General features: G+C 46.8%; 20 protein-coding genes and 2 tRNA genes. 4 read left to right on the forward strand and 18 right to left on the reverse strand.

What is annotated here, in order from left to right; all coding sequences use genetic code 11:
• Window positions 1-16 precede the first annotated feature (16 nt).
• Together H8792_RS06620 and H8792_RS06625 are read right to left on the reverse strand one after the other, a co-directional pair.
• Window positions 17-775, reverse strand: a complete 759-nt coding sequence (locus tag H8792_RS06620) for a restriction endonuclease (RefSeq protein WP_185978159.1) — start codon at window positions 773-775, stop codon at window positions 17-19.
• 106 nt (window positions 776-881) lie between these two features.
• Window positions 882-1,334 carry a DUF6998 domain-containing protein gene (locus H8792_RS06625; RefSeq protein ID WP_185978160.1) on the reverse strand — a complete coding sequence of 151 codons (453 nt, stop codon included), beginning with the start codon at window positions 1,332-1,334 and terminating at the stop codon, window positions 882-884.
• Between the two features lie 327 nt (window positions 1,335-1,661).
• Between H8792_RS06625 and H8792_RS06630 the strand changes: the two genes are divergently transcribed.
• Window positions 1,662-2,642, forward strand: coding sequence for an integron integrase (locus H8792_RS06630; protein WP_185978161.1), 981 nt, complete (start codon window positions 1,662-1,664; stop codon window positions 2,640-2,642).
• 86 nt (window positions 2,643-2,728) lie between these two features.
• Here the strand turns inward: H8792_RS06630 and H8792_RS06635 are convergent, their stop codons facing one another.
• The gene (locus H8792_RS06635) at window positions 2,729-3,940 is read right to left on the reverse strand and encodes an argininosuccinate synthase (protein WP_185978162.1); all 1,212 of its coding nucleotides are present in this window, start codon (window positions 3,938-3,940) and stop codon (window positions 2,729-2,731) included.
• 95 nt (window positions 3,941-4,035) lie between these two features.
• On the opposite strand from H8792_RS06635, the gene asd reads away from it, so the two are divergent.
• Together asd and H8792_RS06645 are read left to right on the forward strand one after the other, a co-directional pair.
• On the forward strand, window positions 4,036-4,905 hold the full coding sequence (gene asd, locus H8792_RS06640) for an archaetidylserine decarboxylase (RefSeq protein WP_185978163.1): 870 nt from the start codon (window positions 4,036-4,038) through the stop codon (window positions 4,903-4,905).
• A 42-nt stretch (window positions 4,906-4,947) separates the two neighbouring features.
• Complete coding sequence (locus tag H8792_RS06645; RefSeq protein ID WP_185978164.1) at window positions 4,948-5,286, forward strand: P-II family nitrogen regulator; 339 nt, start codon at window positions 4,948-4,950, stop codon at window positions 5,284-5,286.
• Between the two features lie 84 nt (window positions 5,287-5,370).
• Here the strand turns inward: H8792_RS06645 and H8792_RS06650 are convergent, their stop codons facing one another.
• From H8792_RS06650 to H8792_RS06670, 5 genes are read right to left on the reverse strand one after another with little or no spacing between them, the layout of a single operon-like run.
• Window positions 5,371-6,153, reverse strand: coding sequence for a hypothetical protein (locus H8792_RS06650; protein WP_185978165.1), 783 nt, complete (start codon window positions 6,151-6,153; stop codon window positions 5,371-5,373).
• A gap of 7 nt (window positions 6,154-6,160) precedes the next feature.
• On the reverse strand, window positions 6,161-7,594 hold the full coding sequence (gene ntrC / locus H8792_RS06655; RefSeq protein ID WP_185978166.1) for a nitrogen regulation protein NR(I): 1,434 nt from the start codon (window positions 7,592-7,594) through the stop codon (window positions 6,161-6,163).
• A complete protein-coding gene (gene glnL / locus H8792_RS06660) occupies window positions 7,591-8,658 on the reverse strand; it encodes a nitrogen regulation protein NR(II) (protein ID WP_185978167.1) in 1,068 nt (355 codons plus the stop codon). Before glnL ends, ntrC begins: the two co-directional genes overlap by 4 nt.
• A complete protein-coding gene (locus H8792_RS06665) occupies window positions 8,651-9,325 on the reverse strand; it encodes a metal-dependent transcriptional regulator (protein ID WP_185978168.1) in 675 nt (224 codons plus the stop codon). The genes glnL and H8792_RS06665 overlap by 8 nt, the downstream gene beginning before the upstream one ends.
• A gap of 16 nt (window positions 9,326-9,341) precedes the next feature.
• Entirely contained in the window at window positions 9,342-9,590 is a 249-nt protein-coding gene (locus H8792_RS06670) for a hypothetical protein (RefSeq protein WP_185978169.1), read from the reverse strand.
• Between the two features lie 179 nt (window positions 9,591-9,769).
• On the opposite strand from H8792_RS06670, the gene H8792_RS06675 reads away from it, so the two are divergent.
• On the forward strand, window positions 9,770-10,537 hold the full coding sequence (locus H8792_RS06675; protein WP_185978170.1) for a hypothetical protein: 768 nt from the start codon (window positions 9,770-9,772) through the stop codon (window positions 10,535-10,537).
• A gap of 178 nt (window positions 10,538-10,715) precedes the next feature.
• On the opposite strand, the gene H8792_RS06680 is transcribed toward H8792_RS06675, so the two are convergent.
• The 10 genes from H8792_RS06680 to ruvB form a co-directional block, all read right to left on the reverse strand.
• A tRNA-Lys gene (locus tag H8792_RS06680) sits at window positions 10,716-10,791 on the reverse strand.
• Window positions 10,792-10,864: 73 nt separating this feature from the next.
• A tRNA-Lys gene (locus H8792_RS06685) sits at window positions 10,865-10,940 on the reverse strand.
• A 73-nt stretch (window positions 10,941-11,013) separates the two neighbouring features.
• On the reverse strand, window positions 11,014-11,706 hold the full coding sequence (queC, locus tag H8792_RS06690) for a 7-cyano-7-deazaguanine synthase QueC (RefSeq protein ID WP_185978171.1): 693 nt from the start codon (window positions 11,704-11,706) through the stop codon (window positions 11,014-11,016).
• 12 nt (window positions 11,707-11,718) lie between these two features.
• Window positions 11,719-12,678: a tol-pal system protein YbgF gene (ybgF, locus tag H8792_RS06695; RefSeq protein ID WP_185978172.1), complete on the reverse strand. Its 960-nt coding sequence runs from the start codon at window positions 12,676-12,678 to the stop codon at window positions 11,719-11,721.
• A gap of 10 nt (window positions 12,679-12,688) precedes the next feature.
• A complete protein-coding gene (locus H8792_RS06700) occupies window positions 12,689-13,288 on the reverse strand; it encodes an OmpA family protein (protein WP_228766986.1) in 600 nt (199 codons plus the stop codon).
• A 66-nt stretch (window positions 13,289-13,354) separates the two neighbouring features.
• Window positions 13,355-14,683: a Tol-Pal system beta propeller repeat protein TolB gene (gene tolB / locus H8792_RS06705; RefSeq protein ID WP_228766987.1), complete on the reverse strand. Its 1,329-nt coding sequence runs from the start codon at window positions 14,681-14,683 to the stop codon at window positions 13,355-13,357.
• Window positions 14,684-14,695: 12 nt separating this feature from the next.
• On the reverse strand, window positions 14,696-15,811 hold the full coding sequence (gene tolA, locus H8792_RS06710) for a cell envelope integrity protein TolA (RefSeq protein WP_185978173.1): 1,116 nt from the start codon (window positions 15,809-15,811) through the stop codon (window positions 14,696-14,698).
• Complete coding sequence (locus tag H8792_RS06715; protein WP_228766988.1) at window positions 15,808-16,221, reverse strand: ExbD/TolR family protein; 414 nt, start codon at window positions 16,219-16,221, stop codon at window positions 15,808-15,810. The genes tolA and H8792_RS06715 overlap by 4 nt, the downstream gene beginning before the upstream one ends.
• A 67-nt stretch (window positions 16,222-16,288) precedes the next feature.
• Window positions 16,289-17,005 (reverse strand): protein TolQ, encoded by a 717-nt coding sequence (gene tolQ, locus H8792_RS06720; RefSeq protein WP_185978175.1) that lies wholly within the window; start codon window positions 17,003-17,005, stop codon window positions 16,289-16,291.
• Window positions 17,006-17,160: 155 nt separating this feature from the next.
• Window positions 17,161-18,174 carry a Holliday junction branch migration DNA helicase RuvB gene (gene ruvB, locus H8792_RS06725; protein WP_185978176.1) on the reverse strand — a complete coding sequence of 338 codons (1,014 nt, stop codon included), beginning with the start codon at window positions 18,172-18,174 and terminating at the stop codon, window positions 17,161-17,163.
• Window position 18,175 lies beyond the last annotated feature (1 nt).

Consider the following 18,175-nt stretch of genomic DNA (forward strand, 5'->3'; position numbering starts at 1 on the left):
CGACAACATGCGCTTGTTATGCAAAAATATTACGACCAAATACCGCATGGAACTTTTCAGTAATTTTTGATGCATGATCAGATATCTCTATTACTAAATCTCGATAGTAATTTGCCTGATATCGAAATTCCTCCCCGAAGTTATCAACCAACCTAGATTTAAAATCTTCAATATCAAAAATAGCAGTTGGCTCGTGGCTTTTGGCAAATTTATCCACACTTAACATAGCCATAACCATGGTGAAAACTTGATATTGAGTAGATAAAGATTCATATTCCGATTTTTTTTCATCATCGAGTTCATTTAGAAACCTTTGTCTTCGACTATTAATAGGTTCCACGTACTGCAATAGATCATCTATAGCCCCAAGGATCTCAACACAGAAGTTTTTCACATACCATAGTTTAAAGTAACGTTTTTGGAATTCTGCGTATGTCAATGCAACAATATTTGTATGCTGAATGTAGCTCAATGCTCCTTCTTGAAACCCTTCCTTAGATATCAAGATCCCAATATGGCCACCTGTTTCATGGAGTACGCTAGTGAACGCATGTACCACTGTCTGGGGAATTGAATTTCCCCAATTTTTACATTCAACAATATACCTAATCTTTTCTACGCTGCTTTCATCTACGCCGTATACATCTATCTCTACTGTTCCTCTAGGAGTTTCAATAGACTTTTCTGTTTCAGCAGCTATACCAACCTCATTTAATATTCTGCATACTCCCGATTGCAGTTCTTTCCAATCAGATGGTTTGGGATTTTCAATCATATTAATGCTTCATCCACGATCTGCTTTTTCGCATAACGCCGCAAATAACCGGAGCAATGCGAGCGCAAGCGAGTATTGCGTCCGCGTTGATTTGCCTTGTTATGTTTCATTTGTTGTAAGCACTCAGCGAAACGGTAATATCTTTTGACCTACGATCATTCAGAAATTTCTGTGATGTGGTAATAACCCATCCATTTTGGTGACTGTTTGCTGCTCCGTATTCTTTTGCTATATCAACTGGCACTTCGAGTGCTTTTTTTATTCCCCCATTCGCATCGAACAAGATGACAACAAGATAATCAAAATCCCAGGATCGAATGACATTTAATTGTGTTGTTGGTGTGCCTTTTATTTTTCTGGACTTAACCTGATACAGAGTGCCATTTTCTGATTCAATATCCGCACTGGAGCCTGATATTTCGAGAAGCCTACCGCCGTAGAATTGATGTGCGAGATATTCAGCATACTCCCCAACAATGTTGCTCGTCCGCCCAAGAGCATTTGCCAGCTTATTGGAATACTCATTGAACTTGAGCCACAAATCTTTAACTTCTTCCATCAGCTTCCTCTTGAAACATAACGGGGTGGCGATAACCTGCGTGGCTTCGCGCACGAAAAATTGAAAATTTTTTGTGGGTGAAACACGTCAGGTTGATTGCATTGTTAGACTGCCGCAGGCGGTCTGGCAAGGCAATCTATTAGCGCCACCCCGTTAGAGCCGACCGCCTGCGGTCGGCTCTAACATTTAGTATAAGGCATTATTGCCTTGATATACGCTATTGAACCCAAAAATACGCAATATTGCAATACATACTAGTAAAACCTGCCATTTTGACAGCATACACAGTATTATTGATAAATACCTGCGTTTAGAAAGGGGTTGATAATGAATAGTCGTGCAAATAAATCACCTTTGCTGGATGAAATGCGCAGTCAATTGCGTCGAGAAGGTTATGCCTATTCCACCGAGAACAGTTATTGTGATTGGGTCAAACGTTATGTGAAGTTTCATGGGATTAAAAGCCGTTCAGATATGCGCGGCAACGCGAATTATAAGGTTGAGCAATTTTTAACCTATTTAGCGGTGAATCAAAATGTATCGCCCTCTACACAAAACCAGGCGTTGAATGCTTTGGTTTATTGTTATAGCAAAGTTCTTGAATCTCCTTTTAGCGAAGTGAAGGCGAGCCGTTCTCGCAAGGAACCGAGAATTCCTGTCGTTCTAACAAAAGAGGAAGTTACTGAGATTTTATCTTTAATGAACGGCACAGCAGGCTTAATCACTAAATTGCTCTACGCAGGCGGGCTACGAATTACCGAGGCAGTACGCTTGCGAATCCAAGATATTGATTTTGGGTTTAAACAAATTACCGTGCGCAACGGTAAAGGTAAAAAAGATCGCGTCACACCTTTGGCGAACCATACGATCCCATTGCTGAAAGCCCAATTACAAAAGGTAAAAACCTTGCACCAGCAAGATTTACAGAGAGGTTACGGCTCGGTTTACTTGCCTTATGCTTTGGCTAAAAAGTATCCAAACGCAGAATTTGAATTTGCCTGGCAGTATCTGTTTCCTAGCCGGAATTTAGCCGAAGATCCTCGTTCGGGTATCGTGCGCCGCCATCACATCAATCAATCCGTTATTAACAAAGCCATCAAACGCACAGTAAAGCAATGCGGAATTACGAAAAAAGTGAGCGCCCATACATTTCGACATTCTTTCGCCACGCATTTACTGCAAACCGGAACAGACATTCGCACAATTCAGGCATTGCTTGGTCATGCAAATGTCCAGACAACCATGATTTATACGCATGTTCTAAAGCAAGGCGGGCAAGGCGTTGTTAGCCCGCTGGATCTTTTATGAGAATCTGCTTCAGAAAGCAAAAAGGCGCTGGAGATTTTTCTTCAGCGCCTTTTTTAAGCGAAGTTCTAATCTAAAAAATTTAGAACTTATTTTCCGCGTTTTTTGGCTGCAGTGCGTAGACGTAGCGAGTTCAGTTTAATGAAGCCTTCTGCGTCTTTGTGGTTGTATGCCCCACCGTCTTCTTCAAAGGTTGCGATCGCTTCGTCGAACAGGCTGTTTTCAGAAGTACGGCCTACCACGACAACATTACCTTTATACAATTTAACGCGAACATTACCGGAAACGTTTTCTTGTGACTTGTCGATCAGTGCTTGCAGCATTTCACGCTCCGGAGCAAACCAGAAGCCGTTATAGATCATCTCGGCGTATTTCGGCATCAGCTCGTCTTTCAAGTGCGCCGCGTTGCGGTCAAGTGTTAGCGATTCCATTGCGCGGTGCGCTTTCAGCATAATGGTTCCGGCCGGTGTTTCGTAGCAACCGCGCGCTTTCATGCCGACAAAACGGTTTTCAACGATGTCGTCACGACCGATCCCATTTTCGCCACCGACTTTATTCAGATATTCCATTACCGTTGCCGGAGACATGGCGTCACCGTTGATTGCCACGATGTCACCTTTTTCGAAAGTGATCTCCAAGTAAGTCGGTGCATCCGGTGCGTTTTCCGGAGAAACCGTCCATAACCACATATCTTCTTCCGGCTCATTCGCAGGATCTTCGATAATGCCGCCTTCATAAGAGATGTGCAGCAGGTTGGCATCCATCGAGTAAGGCGATTTTTTCCCTTTTTTCTTCTCGATGGCGATGTTGTGCTCATCCGCGTAAGCCATCAGTTTTTCACGCGACATCAAATCCCATTCACGCCAAGGGGCAATCACTTTAACATCCGGCATGAGTGCATAAGCGTTCATTTCAAAACGCACCTGATCGTTTCCTTTACCGGTTGCACCGTGAGCAACGGCATCTGCACCGGTTTCCTTAGCGATTTCAACCAAACGCTTAGAGATCAACGGGCGGGCAATTGAGGTTCCAAGACGGTATTCCCCTTCGTAGATCGCATTGGCGCGCATCATAGGGAAAACGAAATCACGCGCAAACTCTTCACGCAAGTCTTCGATGTAGATCTCTTTAATGCCCATTGCTTGAGCTTTTGCACGCGCCGGTTCAATTTCTTCACCCTGGCCGATATCAGCAGTGAAAGTCACTACTTCACACTGATACTCTTCTTGCAACCACTTGGCGATAATTGACGTATCCAAACCGCCTGAATAAGCTAAAACAACCTTTTTAACATCGGACATAATTTCGATTTCCTTACATAATCTATGATTTGCGCGAATTATACCTTAAAATCATTTTTTTATTGAGAGAAAACCCTGTTCAAAGCGGAACCTTTATGACCAAATTGTTCGATTTTTTTAAAGTCACGCCGCAATATTTTTTGCCGCAACACTTCTTATCCAGTCTGATGCACTGGTTTATGCATATTGAAGTGAAATGGATCAAAAACAGCACGATCCGTCTGTTGACCAAAATGTACAGTATTGATGTGAGCGAAGCCGCCGATGACGACATCGACAGCTACCCGCATTTCAACGCTTTCTTTACCCGCGAATTAAAAGCGGGAGCGCGTCCGATTGACGAAAGTGAAAATTGCTGGGTCAGCCCTGCCGATGGTTTAGTCAGCCAATCATGCCATATTGATCGCAATAAAATCATTCAGGCAAAACACTATGATTACAGCGTCGAAGCACTTGTCGGCGGAGACATCAGCTATGCACAGCAATTCCATAACGGAGAAGCTGCAGTTATCTACCTTTCGCCTAAGGATTACCATCGCGTGCATATGCCGGTCGGCGGAAAATTAATTTCCATGACGTATGTCCCTGGTGATCTATTTGCGGTCAATCAGGCAACCGTCCGCAACGTAGACGGGCTGTTTGCTCGTAACGAACGCTTAGTGATTCGCTTTGAAAACGAGCACGGTCCTTTCTGCCTGGTTATGGTCGGCGCGATTTTTGTCGGCAGTATGGAAACCGTATGGCAGGGCAAAATCACACCGGAGTATGAACCGACTCTGGAACACTGGGATTACAGCGAACAAAACCTGCATTTTTCCAAGGGTGAGGAGATCGGAAGATTCAACATGGGCTCTACCGTAATATTGCTCACTCCGAACGGACAATTGCCCGAATTAGGAAAAATTCCAAGCGCTACCCCTATCAAAATGGGTCAACATTTGGCAAACTATCCTGAAAATTATTGATTGTTCAGTAAAAAACACCCCCCTTAAACTTAAGGAATTTCAATGAAACTGATTACAGCTATCATCAAACCATTTAAATTAGACGATGTTCGCGACGCGCTACATGACATCGGTATCCACGGTATGACTGTTACCGAAGTGAAGGGATACGGTCGTCAGAAGGGACATACAGAAATGTATCGCGGTGCCGAATATGTTGTCGATTTCCTGCCGAAGCTAAAATTGGAAATCGCAGTAAACGATGAAATTCTTGAATCAGCGGTTGAAGCAATCGTCAATTCTGCCCACACCGGTAAAATCGGTGACGGTAAAATCTTTGTCGCTACGATCGAACAAACCATTCGCATTCGTACCGGAGAATCCGGCGACGAGGCACTATAATTAGATTAAAGCTTCAAAAGCTTATTTGGCATTCATAACCAAAGCGTTCAACTCTCCATCAAAAACGTTAAGCAATATTTTGTTTTAGGTGGGGAGATTCAAAAAACTCACGCCGACACAATGGACACGGCAAGAGTTGTTATTTATTTCGCCGATCGGCGCCAACTCCCAATCCCACTCTTTCTCGGCCCGCAAAGGTTTTATTCCCCACCACGGATCTATCCGATCGATTTCTTTACCATGACGGTCAAAGGACTTAATCGAACGATCGGCAATCAAGCAGACCGGGCAAGCAAAATTCTGTAAATAACTGAGATGATGATTGATTAAACTTTGAGCCACTCTGTCAAGATCGGATGCCGCAAACTGAAACTTCTTTCGCAACCAGGAAACCGGCAACAACGGCAGTTGAGTAAGAAGATTCATCGATAGAACCAAATCTACATCCATATCCCGTAAAGCAAAATCGGCTTTGGAAACTACGGGACTTCCTTGATACAAATTTTGCAGCGAATAACTGATATCGAGTTCAATCAGCTCGATATTGGAATAAGCAGCCGCCTTTTGCCTGGCATCTTCTAAAAAGAGCAGGTCGACCAGCTTGATCTTTTGAAATTTTCCGGCCAGAAAATCCAGCGGTAAATCCTGCAGACTCCCGGCACCCAAAACAACTAGCGTTCGTGTCGAAACACAGTGAGAAACCGCAGTTTCAATTGCCTGGCGGCATTGTCGATAGTGGAAATTCCACGTCTTGCGACAGCGTTTATAACGCGCCTGCATGGCGATGGACTCTTTCACAAAGCCCATCGGTCTTAAGAAAGGAAATGCGACCGGCGTGCGTAGATAACGCCATAACTCAATCAGCATTGAATGCTTAGTCGTCCATACCCAAGGCTTGCGTTTTTCGTGTCAGGGTATTGCGTCCCCAACCAAGCAGAACCGCCGCTTTTTGACGATGGTTGCCGCTCGCTTTCAGAGCCGCTTCGATCAGAACTTTTTCCATAATCGGCTCGGCGACGGTATGCAAACCTTCTCGCCCACTGGACAAGAATTTATCCGCCCAGCGTTTTAGAGGCTGTTCCCAATCGTCTCCGCTTTGATCACATTCGCTAACCGACGGCGGATCCTGCAACTCCAGAGGCAAGTCTTCAAGATAAACCGTTTTGTCGGGTGCCATAATGGTCAACCAGGTACACAAGCTGCGCAGCTGGCGGACATTCCCCGGCCAAGGCAAAGACGACAGGAAATTTTCCACCTCTTTACTCAACTGCTTCTCTTCCAAACCTAGCGCCTTCGCTTCCAGCTCCATATAGAAACGAACCAACAGAGGAATGTCTTCGCGTCTTTCACGCAAAGCAGGTACTTTGATACGGATAATATTCAAACGGTACAGCAAATCCTCACGGAAACGTCCGTCACGAACCAGCTGCTCCATATTTTGGTGAGTCGCGGCAACAATCCGCACATTGGTATTGATCGGGTTACGACCGCCGACACGATAGAAGCTTCCGTCGTTCAAAACCCTGAGCAGACGGGTTTGCAGATCGACCGGCATATCACCGATTTCATCCAGAAACAGCGTACCGCCGTCGGCTTGTTCAAAACGTCCGATCCGCTGCGAGTGCGCACCGGTAAAGGCGCCTTTTTCATGACCAAACAGTTCAGACTCCAGCAATTCACGAGGAATCGCTGCGGTGTTCAGTGCCACAAAAGGCCCTTCGGAACGCGGACTCAATTCATGCAGAGCCTGAGCGACCAATTCTTTACCGGTACCGGTTTCCCCGTTGATCAATACGGTAACATCCAGCTGGGAAACACGCCCCAGAATTCGGAAAACTTCCTGCATCGCCGGCGCCGCACCGATGATGTTCAACGGCTGCTTGCTGGCTCTTCGGCTACGGCGAATTCTGGTAACACCACCGGACAAATGGCGCTTGATGGCGCGCTCGATCAAACTGATCGCTTCATCAATATCAAACGGTTTAGGCAGATACTCAAAAGCACGGCTCTGATAAGATTTGACCGCGGTGTCCAAATCGGCATGCGCCGTCATAATGATGACCGGAATCTGTTTATCCTTCTCATGGATGGCTTCCATAAAGGTCAAGCCATCCATATCCGGCATGCGAACATCGCTCAGAACGGCAGACGGAGGGAATTCGTCAAACGACTTCAATGCGGTTAAAGGAGAATCAAACACCTTGACCACATACGGCTTATCTTCTAAAGCCGCTTCCAAAACCCATCGAATCGAAGCGTCATCATCTACGATCCATACTACTGGAGTGATCTCCAATTCTTCGCTCATGCGTGTTCCTTCTGTTTTAGCGGAAGATAGACATTAAATTTTGTATTACCAGGCTCACTTTCCGCCACTATCAAGCCTTCGTGCTGACGTAAAACATTTTGTGCCACCGGCAGCCCCAAACCACTACCTTCCGGCTTACTGCTTACCATCGGATAAAAAATCGAGTCGAATACCTCGGCAGGAATTCCTTCACCCTCGTCGATGATACTGATCATCGCCACCAGAGGATAAGTCTGAGTACCCAGAGTAAATTTATGCTCGACTCGCGTTTTAATGGTTAGCATTCCACCCTTTTCCTGCATCGCCTGAATGGCGTTTTTTACCAGATTCAGCAGTGCTTGAACCATCGCTTCATGGTCCATCAAAACCTCGGGAATACTCGGGTCGTAATCAAGTTTCACATACACATTCGGCGGCTTTTCACCCTCAACGATCTGCAGCACATAACGAATTAATTCGTGAATATTGCACCAGTCTTTTTCCGCACTCTGTTTTGGCCCAAGCATTCTGTCGACCAGGTTTTTCAGACGCGAGACTTCCTTGGAAATAATGTCCAAAAACGCCATTTCTTTGTCTTCCGGATTATGTCGCTTCTGCAGTAATTGCGTTGCACCCAGAATGCCGGCCAGCGGATTTTTTACCTCATGCGCCAGGGTGCGGATCAGCAGGTTACCAGCCTCGTACTGATGCCAGCGCTCATCTTCCTCAACGATACGATGATGACGCTCCGTGTTGTAAAGCTCAAAAAGCCAGCCACGCTGATGATTTAGTTCATACGGGGAAATCGTACAACTGACACGAATTTTGAACGGATCCAACACCTCTATCACATATTCATGAATGGTGATTTTTTTCTCTTTTGCCTGCGAAATATCGTCCACAAGTCCGGGCATCAGAGCGTCCCATCGACTGCCTACCACTCGTGAAGGACTTAGTTGGAAAATCTCGCCCGCGGCGCCGTTCATAAAACGGATTCTTTCATCTTCGGCAACCCAAATAACTGCCGTCGTCAAACCTTCGAGCACTTCCTTGAAGAACTCGGTATCAGATTGCTTTCTATGCATCTTGTTCCTTACTTACCATCAAGGCTTCAGCCATTCGATAGTCGATCGCCTGCAGTTGATCCTGCTCTACCTTTATCAGTAGCGGTCCTTCGGCAGGCGCTCTATTTTTCACCACAATTCGCGTCCCGGTCGATAAGCCGATCGAAGAGAGATAACGCAACTCTTCCGGAGTACGGTTTTTAATCCGTCTAAGACGAACCGACTGGTCCAAATCCACTTCGGTTAAAGCGATCCAGTCCTGAAATTGCATGGCGCCGTCAACATCAGGAATCGGAGATCCATGCGGATCCTGAGTCGGTCTTCCCAAATCTTCCCACATCCGATTCGCTAGCTTATCGGAGATGGAATGTTCAAGCACTTCGGCTTCTTCATCCACCTCATCCCAGGAATAACCGAGACGCTCAACCAGATATAATTCCAGAATCCGGTGTTTACGAACCATTCCCAAAGCGATTTTACGGCCGGCCGGAGTTAAGCTGACCCCGTGATAGCGCGCATACTCGATATAATGCTGTTCAGCGAGTTTTTTCAGCATGTTGGAAACCGAAGCTTGCGAAATCGCTAAACGTTCGGCAATCGCCGAAGTCTGTACTCCCTTTCCCTCTGAACTACCGCTTTCCAGTTTATAGATAATCTTCAGGTAGTCTTCCAGTGCTTTCGATGCCATGTGATTTACTACCTCATCAGGAAGCCATCATTTCCCGTACCACTTGCGGATCGGGGAATGAAAAAACATAAATTACAGCGAACAGCACCAAAAACACAAATCGGCCTAATCCTTGAAAGCGTAAGCGCGGATGACTGACTATAGCAAAGGCCAAGCCAGAAACGACCCCACCCCATGCTCCAAGTGTTCCAGCCAGCATTGCCAGCAGGGCACCAAGCGCCATAAAATAGTAATGCCATGTAAACGTTGCTTTTTCCACGCTCATTGTTATGATCCTTATCATACAGGTTTGGCACTATTCTACTCGAATTCAAAACTGTGAAGGTCGGATTTATTCCAATATTTTTCCATATTGGTGCACATCGCACCATCTGAAAAATAAATTCTGACCAAAGCATGATAAAAACAAACAAATTAAAGAAAAATAATTTAGGAGAAAATAGCATGAAATCTCCCATCGTCGTTGTCGGGCTAGGTGAATTAGGGAGCGTCTTTGCCAGAGGTTTTTTACGCCTTGGGTTTCCTGTGCAGGGTGTGACCAGAGAAATGGATTATCAAGTGGTTTCCGAAGTTTTACCTCGCCCACAAGCAGTATTGGTTGCTGTGGGTGAAGGCGATATTGCCACCGCTTTGCAGAGCGTTCCAAGCAAGTGGAAAGATCGTATTATCCTGTTGCAAAACGAGTTACTGCCACGCGATTGGCAAAATGCAGGAATCAAAGACCCTACGGTCGTATCGGTGTGGTTTGAAAAGAAAAAAGGCATGGATTCGAAAGTCGTACTGCCTTCACCGATTTACGGCAAACACTCCCGCCTAATTTTCGACGCCTTGGCTCAGGTAGATTTGCCTTCGTTTATTCTCGATAACAGCGAAGAGCTGGAATATGAATTGGTCAGAAAAAATCTGTATATCCTTACCACCAATATTGCCGGACTCGAAGTCGGAGGTGATGTTGAAGCCTTAAGTCAACAGCATACCGCGCTAATGAATGAAGTGGCCTCGGATGTATTGGACATTCAGGACTATCTGACCGGAAGCAAGTGTGATCGTGAACGCTTAATGGAAGGTTTGCATGAGGCGATTCACGGTGATCTGAAACACGGCTGCATGGGACGATCCGCCCCGGCTCGTCTAACGCGTGCTTTAAGCTTTGCCGACCAGGCCGGGCTTGAAGTCAAAACACTGCGACGTATTGCAGAAGCACACCTGTAGATCAATCCAATCCTTTCCGGCGTTGTCCAGCAGCGTCGGAACTCACGTATTCTTCTTCACCATATCTCTCGTTTTCCAAAGTGCCTCTTTTGATGTACTTTGTCTAGTAAAGTATAAAGAAGCCTAAAACGAAAAAACCCCGCTAACTTCATTTAAGCTAGCGGGGTTTTAGGAATGATGGTGGGTCGTGAGCGATTCGAACGCTCGACCAATTGGTTAAAAGCCAACTGCTCTACCGGCTGAGCTAACGACCCAAGCTAATGCTTTATAAGCCTGTTTAGAACCTGGTTCTAAAGTTTCCAAATCCGGTTATCATCTGGGAATAGATGGTGGGTCGTGAGCGATTCGAACGCTCGACCAATTGGTTAAAAGCCAACTGCTCTACCGGCTGAGCTAACGACCCGTTTGGAATGGGGCGTATTATACAAGGCTTACCGAACTGTGCAACCCTTTTTAACAAATAAATTGCAGTTTTTTTACAACCCCGGCTGATAAGGAGTTGGATCAGGTATACCGGCGTCTTCAAACCCTTTCTTACGCAGACGACAGGAGTCGCATACGCCGCAAGCACGCCCCAAATCATCCGCCTGATAGCAAGAGATCGTCAAAGCGTAATCAACCCCTAATTCGCTGCCTTTACGAATGATTTCCGCCTTACTTAAATCGATTAAAGGCGTTTGAATATGAATCGGCCTACCCTCGACCCCGATACGGGTCGCCAGATTTGCCATTTTTTCAAAAGCGTCGATAAATTCCGGTCGACAATCCGGATAACCTGAATAATCGACCGCGTTCACACCGATAAAAATATCATTGGCTTCCAACACTTCGGCCAAGGCCAAAGCATAAGAAAGGAAGACGGTATTTCTAGCCGGGACATAAGTAATCGGAATTAAACTCTCATCGACACCTGAAGTCGGAACCTCAATCGAAGGATCAGTCAAAGCCGACCCGCCAATATTACGCATATCAACCTTAATAACCCTATGCGAGGTGACGCCGAATGCGCTGGAAACTCGCTCCGCCGCTTCTAATTCGGAATGATGACGCTGGCCGTAATCAAAGCTGATCGTATGACAGTCATAGCCGGCATTTTTGGCGATTGCAAGAACGGTGGCCGAATCCAGCCCACCGGATAAGAGAATGACTCCTTTGGGTTGTTGTGACATCTTTACCTCTAATTACTGCAATTTCTGCAGACGTTTCTCAGCATTCTGGGCTGCACGACTGCCCGGAAACTTCTTGATGGTCAATTGGTAACGCGCTTTGGCATCCTGAATACGCTGCAATTCATTCAAGCAATCTGCCGAGCGCAACATGGAATCACTGACCTTCGGAGAATCCGGATAAGAATCAATCACGAGGTTAAAGGCATCCAAAGCTTGTTCGAACTTGGACTGAATCATATAACCTTCACCACTCCAGTAAGCCGAATTGGGAGCCAAATCGCTTTCCGAGTAGTTTTTAGTAAAGTTATCAAACGCCTCGATCGAGGCGTTGTAATCCGCTTTTCTCATCAAAATAAAGGCATCTTGATAAGCGCTCTTTTCTACTTCGGAAGCCGGGTGAGTTTTGATAGGTCCTTGAACCTTTTGTTCGCCTACTACCGCTGCTTGTTCCTGAACAGGCTGCGTTTGGCTTGCTGGCACTTTAACTTCAGAAGTTTGAGCGTCGGCTTCTTGCGTGCTGACCGTCTGAACCGGCGGCTCGGCGGCCGGAACTTCAGGCTCAACAACCGCTGTGGCCGAAGCTGGCTGAGATGGGTTATCAGCCTGAATCACTGGCATTGCGGCTTGCTGCTCGGCGGAAGTCGGCATCGGCGCAGTGACTTCAGAAGTATTCACATTTTGATCAACATGAGTTTCAATTTCTTCGACCCTTTGATCAAGGCGTTTCTCACGTTCCTTAAGCTTCTTTTCCGCTTGACGAAGTTGATACTTCACTCGATCCATTTCATCGTGCAGTTGTTGAATTTCTCTCTGCTGACTTTGTAGCTGCTGATTCATCCGCAAAATGACCGAAGTGTTGGACATGGATTCCAATCGGGAAACACGCTCCTCGATGGTTGCAGCCTGAGCGGCAGGGAAAGAATTCAAACACAATAAAACCGGAGTCAATCCGAGAAGAAGTTTCTTCTTCATAGCTCTCACTCTATCGAATTACAATTTCAACGCGTCGGTTTTCTTGCCAGGCAGTTTCGTTACTTTCTGGATTTGCCGGTTGCTCTTCACCAAAAGAGATCACTTCCATAGACGATGCCGGAACACCGAACAACATCATCGCTTCTTCCACTGCTTTGGCACGCTTTTCACCAAGTGCCAAATTGTATTCCGGTGATCCTCGCTCGTCTGTATGTCCCTTCAGAACCATATTTTTGCCTGGCGTTGCAAGGAATTCGGTCGCGTAATGCTTAACGATATCAATGTCCTTATCGTCCAAAGCATACTGGTCGTAGTCAAAGTAGACGATCGGAGAATAAACTTCCGCCATATCCTGCATGCCGTTTCCGTCCTGGGCACCAATCTGATCGCCTGCCCCGGCAGAACCTTGACCGGCCGACAACACTTCCACTCCATTAGAATCGCCGGAACCGGTTTGTCCTTCGCCTAATGCAACACCATCAGGATTAGTACCGTTACCGGCACCTTGCACTTCCGTTCCCGTTTGGTTCGCATCCGGTTGCATCGGCGGTGAGCTACAAGCGGCCAATGAACATAAACCGGCAATCCAAATATACTTTTTCAACATCATCTTTTTTCTACCTTGCATTCTTAAATTCATCAATTCGTTTAAAGGTTTCTCGATTCATCATCTGGATCAGGGTGTCAAAAAAGGACCCCAAGCCGGTTCGCGAACTTCGCCGCGATTCACTTTCAATGTCTGCGATGCGTGACCGTCTAAAGTAACGACAGCCAATTGGCCGCTACCACCACGATTCATAGCATAAAGAATCATTTCACCGTTTGGCGAGAAGCTTGGAGATTCATCCAGATAAGTGTCCGAAATTACACGGAAATCTCCGGTTTCTCGATCCAATAAAGCGATATGGAAGCCGTTACCGCCCTGAACCACCGCCAAATAACGTCCGTTCGGAGAAATTTCAGGGTTGGCATTGTACTTACCTTCAAAGGTAATTCGCTTCTCTTGATTGGTTGCAAGATCTAGCTGGAAAATCTGCGGATTGCCGCGGCGATCCGAGTTATAGAATAACGACTTGCCGTCAGGAGCCCAAACCGCCTCGGTCTCGATTGCGTAGTTGCGGGTGACCTGCTGCAGTTTTTTCGTCGCGACGTCCATGATATAGATGTCGGCATTACCGCCTTTCGACAAGGTCATAGCCAATTTTTTACCATCCGGAGACCAGGCCGGCGCACCGTTAATGCCTTTATATTTGGCAATCACGGTACGGTAGGTTCCATCCAGACTCTGAACAATAATGGTCGAACGACCTGATTCAAACGAAACATAGGCGATCATTTTTCCATCCGGAGACCAGCTTGGAGACATAATCGGCTGTGACGACTTTAAAATAGGTTGAGGGTTGAAACCGTCGGCATCTGCTACCTCAAGCGTATAAAGGCGTTTACCGCCTTTCTTCATCAAGGTGACATAAGCGATCTGAGTATTAAAAGCACCTCGAACACCAGTCAAAGCTTCATATACCAGATCACTGATCTGGTGGGCAACCTGACGCAAGCTGGAAGCAGGAATATGACTCCAGCGTTTACCGATCATCTGCTGCTTACGCAGAACATCCATCAGACGCATATCGATTTGATATGAACCGTCCGCTTCCGCGGTAATTTTACCGATCACCAGATTGTCGATGTCCATACCGCGCCAGGAAGAATATTCAATTTCCGGCAAATCACTCGGAGTCTGCGGCATGCTGTTACGCGGAATCGGCTTAAAACGACCGCTACGACGTAAATCGTTGGCAACGATCTGTGAAATATCCTGTGGAATCGTACTGCTGCCTTCCAGTTTAAACGGTACCAAAGCGATCGGCAACGCATTGTCGAACCCTTCGTTGATTTCAATCGTCAGCTCCGCCATTGACGGCATAGCCAAGAAAGATAAGCAAGACAACACTACTGCCTGTAGCCCACGTTTTAATCGATTTTTTGTCATATGTATCGTTTTCATAGCCACATCTTCTTAAGGTTTAAATTGGAAGGTAATCTGTTTCTCGAACAGCTCTTTTTCCGGCGCTTTAGGTAAAGGTTCGGCACGGTAAACGGCCTGCTCTGCAGCAACCCGGAATTGCGGTGTCGCATCGGCATTGCAGTTTAGAACTTTCACGCTGGTAATATTACCCTCGATAGTCTGCGTAATCCTCAAATCACACTGCGCATCCGGTGAGATTTTTGCTGGAGTACGCCAGTTGTTTTTCACCTTCGCCATAATGGCAGAAATATAGCTTTCTTTCAGTGACGCCAATTGTTGACGACGCTGTTCGGCGCGGCGTTGAGCGGCCTCCTCTTCAAGCTGGCGTTGCAATGCTGCCGCAGCCATCTCTTGCTCTTTCTTGAGCTTGGCCTCGGCGGTCGCTTTTTCCAGAGCTTTTTTCTCTTCGGCTTTACGCGCCAATTCTTTTTCTAGCTCGCGTTTTTTCTGCTCTTCGGCCAAACGTTTTTTCTCGGCTAAGTCAGCCTGTTTTTTGGCTTCTTCACGCTTTTTCTCTTCCAATAGAGCCTGCTGTTTAGCCTCTTCACGTTTCTTCTCGGCTAGCTCAGTTTGCTTTTTGGCCTCTTCGCGTTTCTTCTCTGCCAACTCAGCTTGTTTCTTGGCCTCTTCCTGTTTCTTCTGAGCTAAGACAGCTTCCTTGCGAGCCTTGTCCGCACGAGCTTTTTCTTCTTCGGCACGTTTTTTCGCTTCAGCGGTTTTCTGGCGTTCCTGCTCAGTCTGCTTTCTAGCTTGATCCGCTTTGGCGGCTTCTTCTTTTTGTCGCTGCTGCAACTCTTTCAGGCGTTTCTTCTCTTGAGCCGTCATCGCCTGTAGACGCTGACGCTCTTCCAGACGAGCCTGTTCTTCATCCTGCAAGCGTTGCAATTCAGCCTGAACCGCACCGGCATTGACGGTAAAGGTTTTCATAGGCTGAGACTCTTTCGGCATATCGACCGGGATATTCTGCGGACTGTGCTGATCACCGTCCGAACTCATGCGAATAACAACACTGTCATCCCATTGAATAGCGACCAGCGAAACAATCGCAACATGCAACACTAAAGCGAGAAGCACCGACAGCGGGTGGCGACGAATAAAACCAATCATAGGTTACCTCCCGCCTGGGGCTCGGTCATCAGAGACACATTGTCGACGCCGTTTGCTTTTAACAACACAAACAGATGAACCACCTTTCCATAAGGCGCATTTTTATCGCCTTGAATATAAATCACCTGCTTTGCATTCAATTGCGAACGGGCAACAACCTCAACAACCAGTCTTTCCAGATCCTGATTGCTGATCGTCAAATCCGGCTGTTCCGACGTTTTATATAATCCATCGCCGGTAACGGTAATAACAAACGGTTTCGGCCCTTCCGGTAGAGACTGCGTTTTCACTTCAGGAGTTTGCGGTAAATCGACGGTCACAGCCTGCTGAACGATCGGGGCCGTGACCATAAAGATAATCAAAAGAACCAAAGTAACATCAATATACGGGACGACATTGATTTCCGACATGAGGCGCTTCTTCTGACGTTGGTTTCTGAATCCTTGGCTTTGCATAATCCATTCAGTCCTATTCGCTTCAGTTGGATGTTTTTTGTTCAGACTTGTTTCTGGACTGATGCTCGATACTGTGTGCCTGACGTTGCAAGATGGTTAAGAATCCCTCGGCAAAGTTTTCATACTCCCCCAGAAGGCGGTCGACACGATTGGTTAAACGGTTGTATGCAATAACGGCTGGAATAGCGGCAAACAAACCGATCGCGGTTGCGATCAAAGCTTCGGAAATCCCCGGCGCAACCGCTTCCAAAGTTGCATGCTGAATCGATCCCAGCGACTGGAAAGCGTGCATAACCCCCCAAACCGTTCCGAAAAGACCGATATAAGGAGCGGAAGAACCAACCGTCGCCAACATCGACAAGCGGTTTTCCAAATGTTCGGCTTCTTTGGAGAAGGCAACTTTCATCGCTCTCTGCGAGCCGGCCACCAAGTCCGAAGCTTCCACCACTCCTTGCTGCTGCAGGCGTACGAACTCCTTAAACCCTTCGGCAAAAATGATCGAACTGCCCTGCGAATCTTCGCGACGCGCTTCGACCTGATGGTATAGCGTGGTCAACTCGGTCGCTTCCCAGAATTGGTTATCAAAACGTTTGGCGGCCTTTAAGGCTTGACGAATTTGGTATGACTTTGCGAAAGAAACTGCCCAAGCTGCAATAGACATCAGTGCCAAAATCAACATCACTGCCTGAACGACAGGACTCGCACCTAAGACAATTTCAATTAAATCGTTATCATTCATGAACTGTTCCCTTCAACAAACTTCCAAATTTCTCTGATAATATTTTTAATACTTTCGGAATTTTCGAGAGCCTTAACGCGTCAGTTCGTATACAAACCAATCAGACGGCGATAAGATCTTTATTCCTGTCATTTTTATAATTCTAGCCATGCACTTTACTGATTCGCGACCGGTTTTTCAATATCCAAATGCTGATAAGAGTGTGAAGTTGCCATCCGCCCTCTCGGGGTGCGAATCAAAAAGCCTTGTTGCACCAAAAACGGCTCGATAACATCTTCTATGGTTCCCCGCTCTTCACCCAAAGCCGTTGCCAAACTATCGATACCGACCGGCCCGCCTTCAAACTTTTCGATCAGTGTCTGTAAAAAGCGTCGGTCCATCTTATCCAACCCGCGGGAATCGACTTCCAGCAGATTCAATGCCGCATCGGCGATCGGCTGGGTGATGATTCCATCTCCTCGCACCTGAGCGAAATCGCGAACCCGTCGTAAAAGTCGGTTGGCGATTCGCGGCGTACCGCGGGAACGTCTGGCAATTTCGGCGGCACCTTCCGGCAAAGCTTCCATACCCAAAATATAAGCCGAGCGCGATACGATCTGCGTCAACTCTTCATCCGAATAGAACTCTAAACGCTGTACCAGACCGAAACGGTCACGCAAAGGAGAAGTCAAAAGCCCGGCGCGCGTGGTCGCCCCAACCAAAGTAAACGGCGGTAAATCGATTTTAACACTCTGAGCCGCCGGTCCTTCACCAATTACGATATCGATTTGAAAATCTTCCATCGCCGGGTAAAGCACCTCTTCAACAATCGGGCTCAGACGGTGAATTTCATCGACAAACAACACATCGTGCGGTTCCAGTCGTGTTAAAACGGCAGCCAAGTCTCCGGGTTTTTCGATTACCGGTCCGGATGTCTGACGCAGAGTCACGCCCATTTCCTGGGCGATAATATTCGACAGAGTGGTTTTACCTAATCCCGGAGGACCGTACAAAAGCACATGATCCAAGGATTCGCCACGCATTTTCGCGGCCTGCATCGAAAGTTCCAGCTGCTCTCTAACGGCTTTTTGCCCGATATACTCATGGATTTGTTTAGGGCGCACCGACGGCGAAACATAAATATCGTCGGAAATTTCCTGGCCGCCTACAATGCGATCGGTTTCTATCATC

Source organism: Thiomicrorhabdus heinhorstiae (genome assembly GCF_013391765.2).
In the GTDB taxonomy this organism is placed as follows: Bacteria; Pseudomonadota; Gammaproteobacteria; order Thiomicrospirales; family Thiomicrospiraceae; genus Thiomicrorhabdus; species Thiomicrorhabdus heinhorstiae.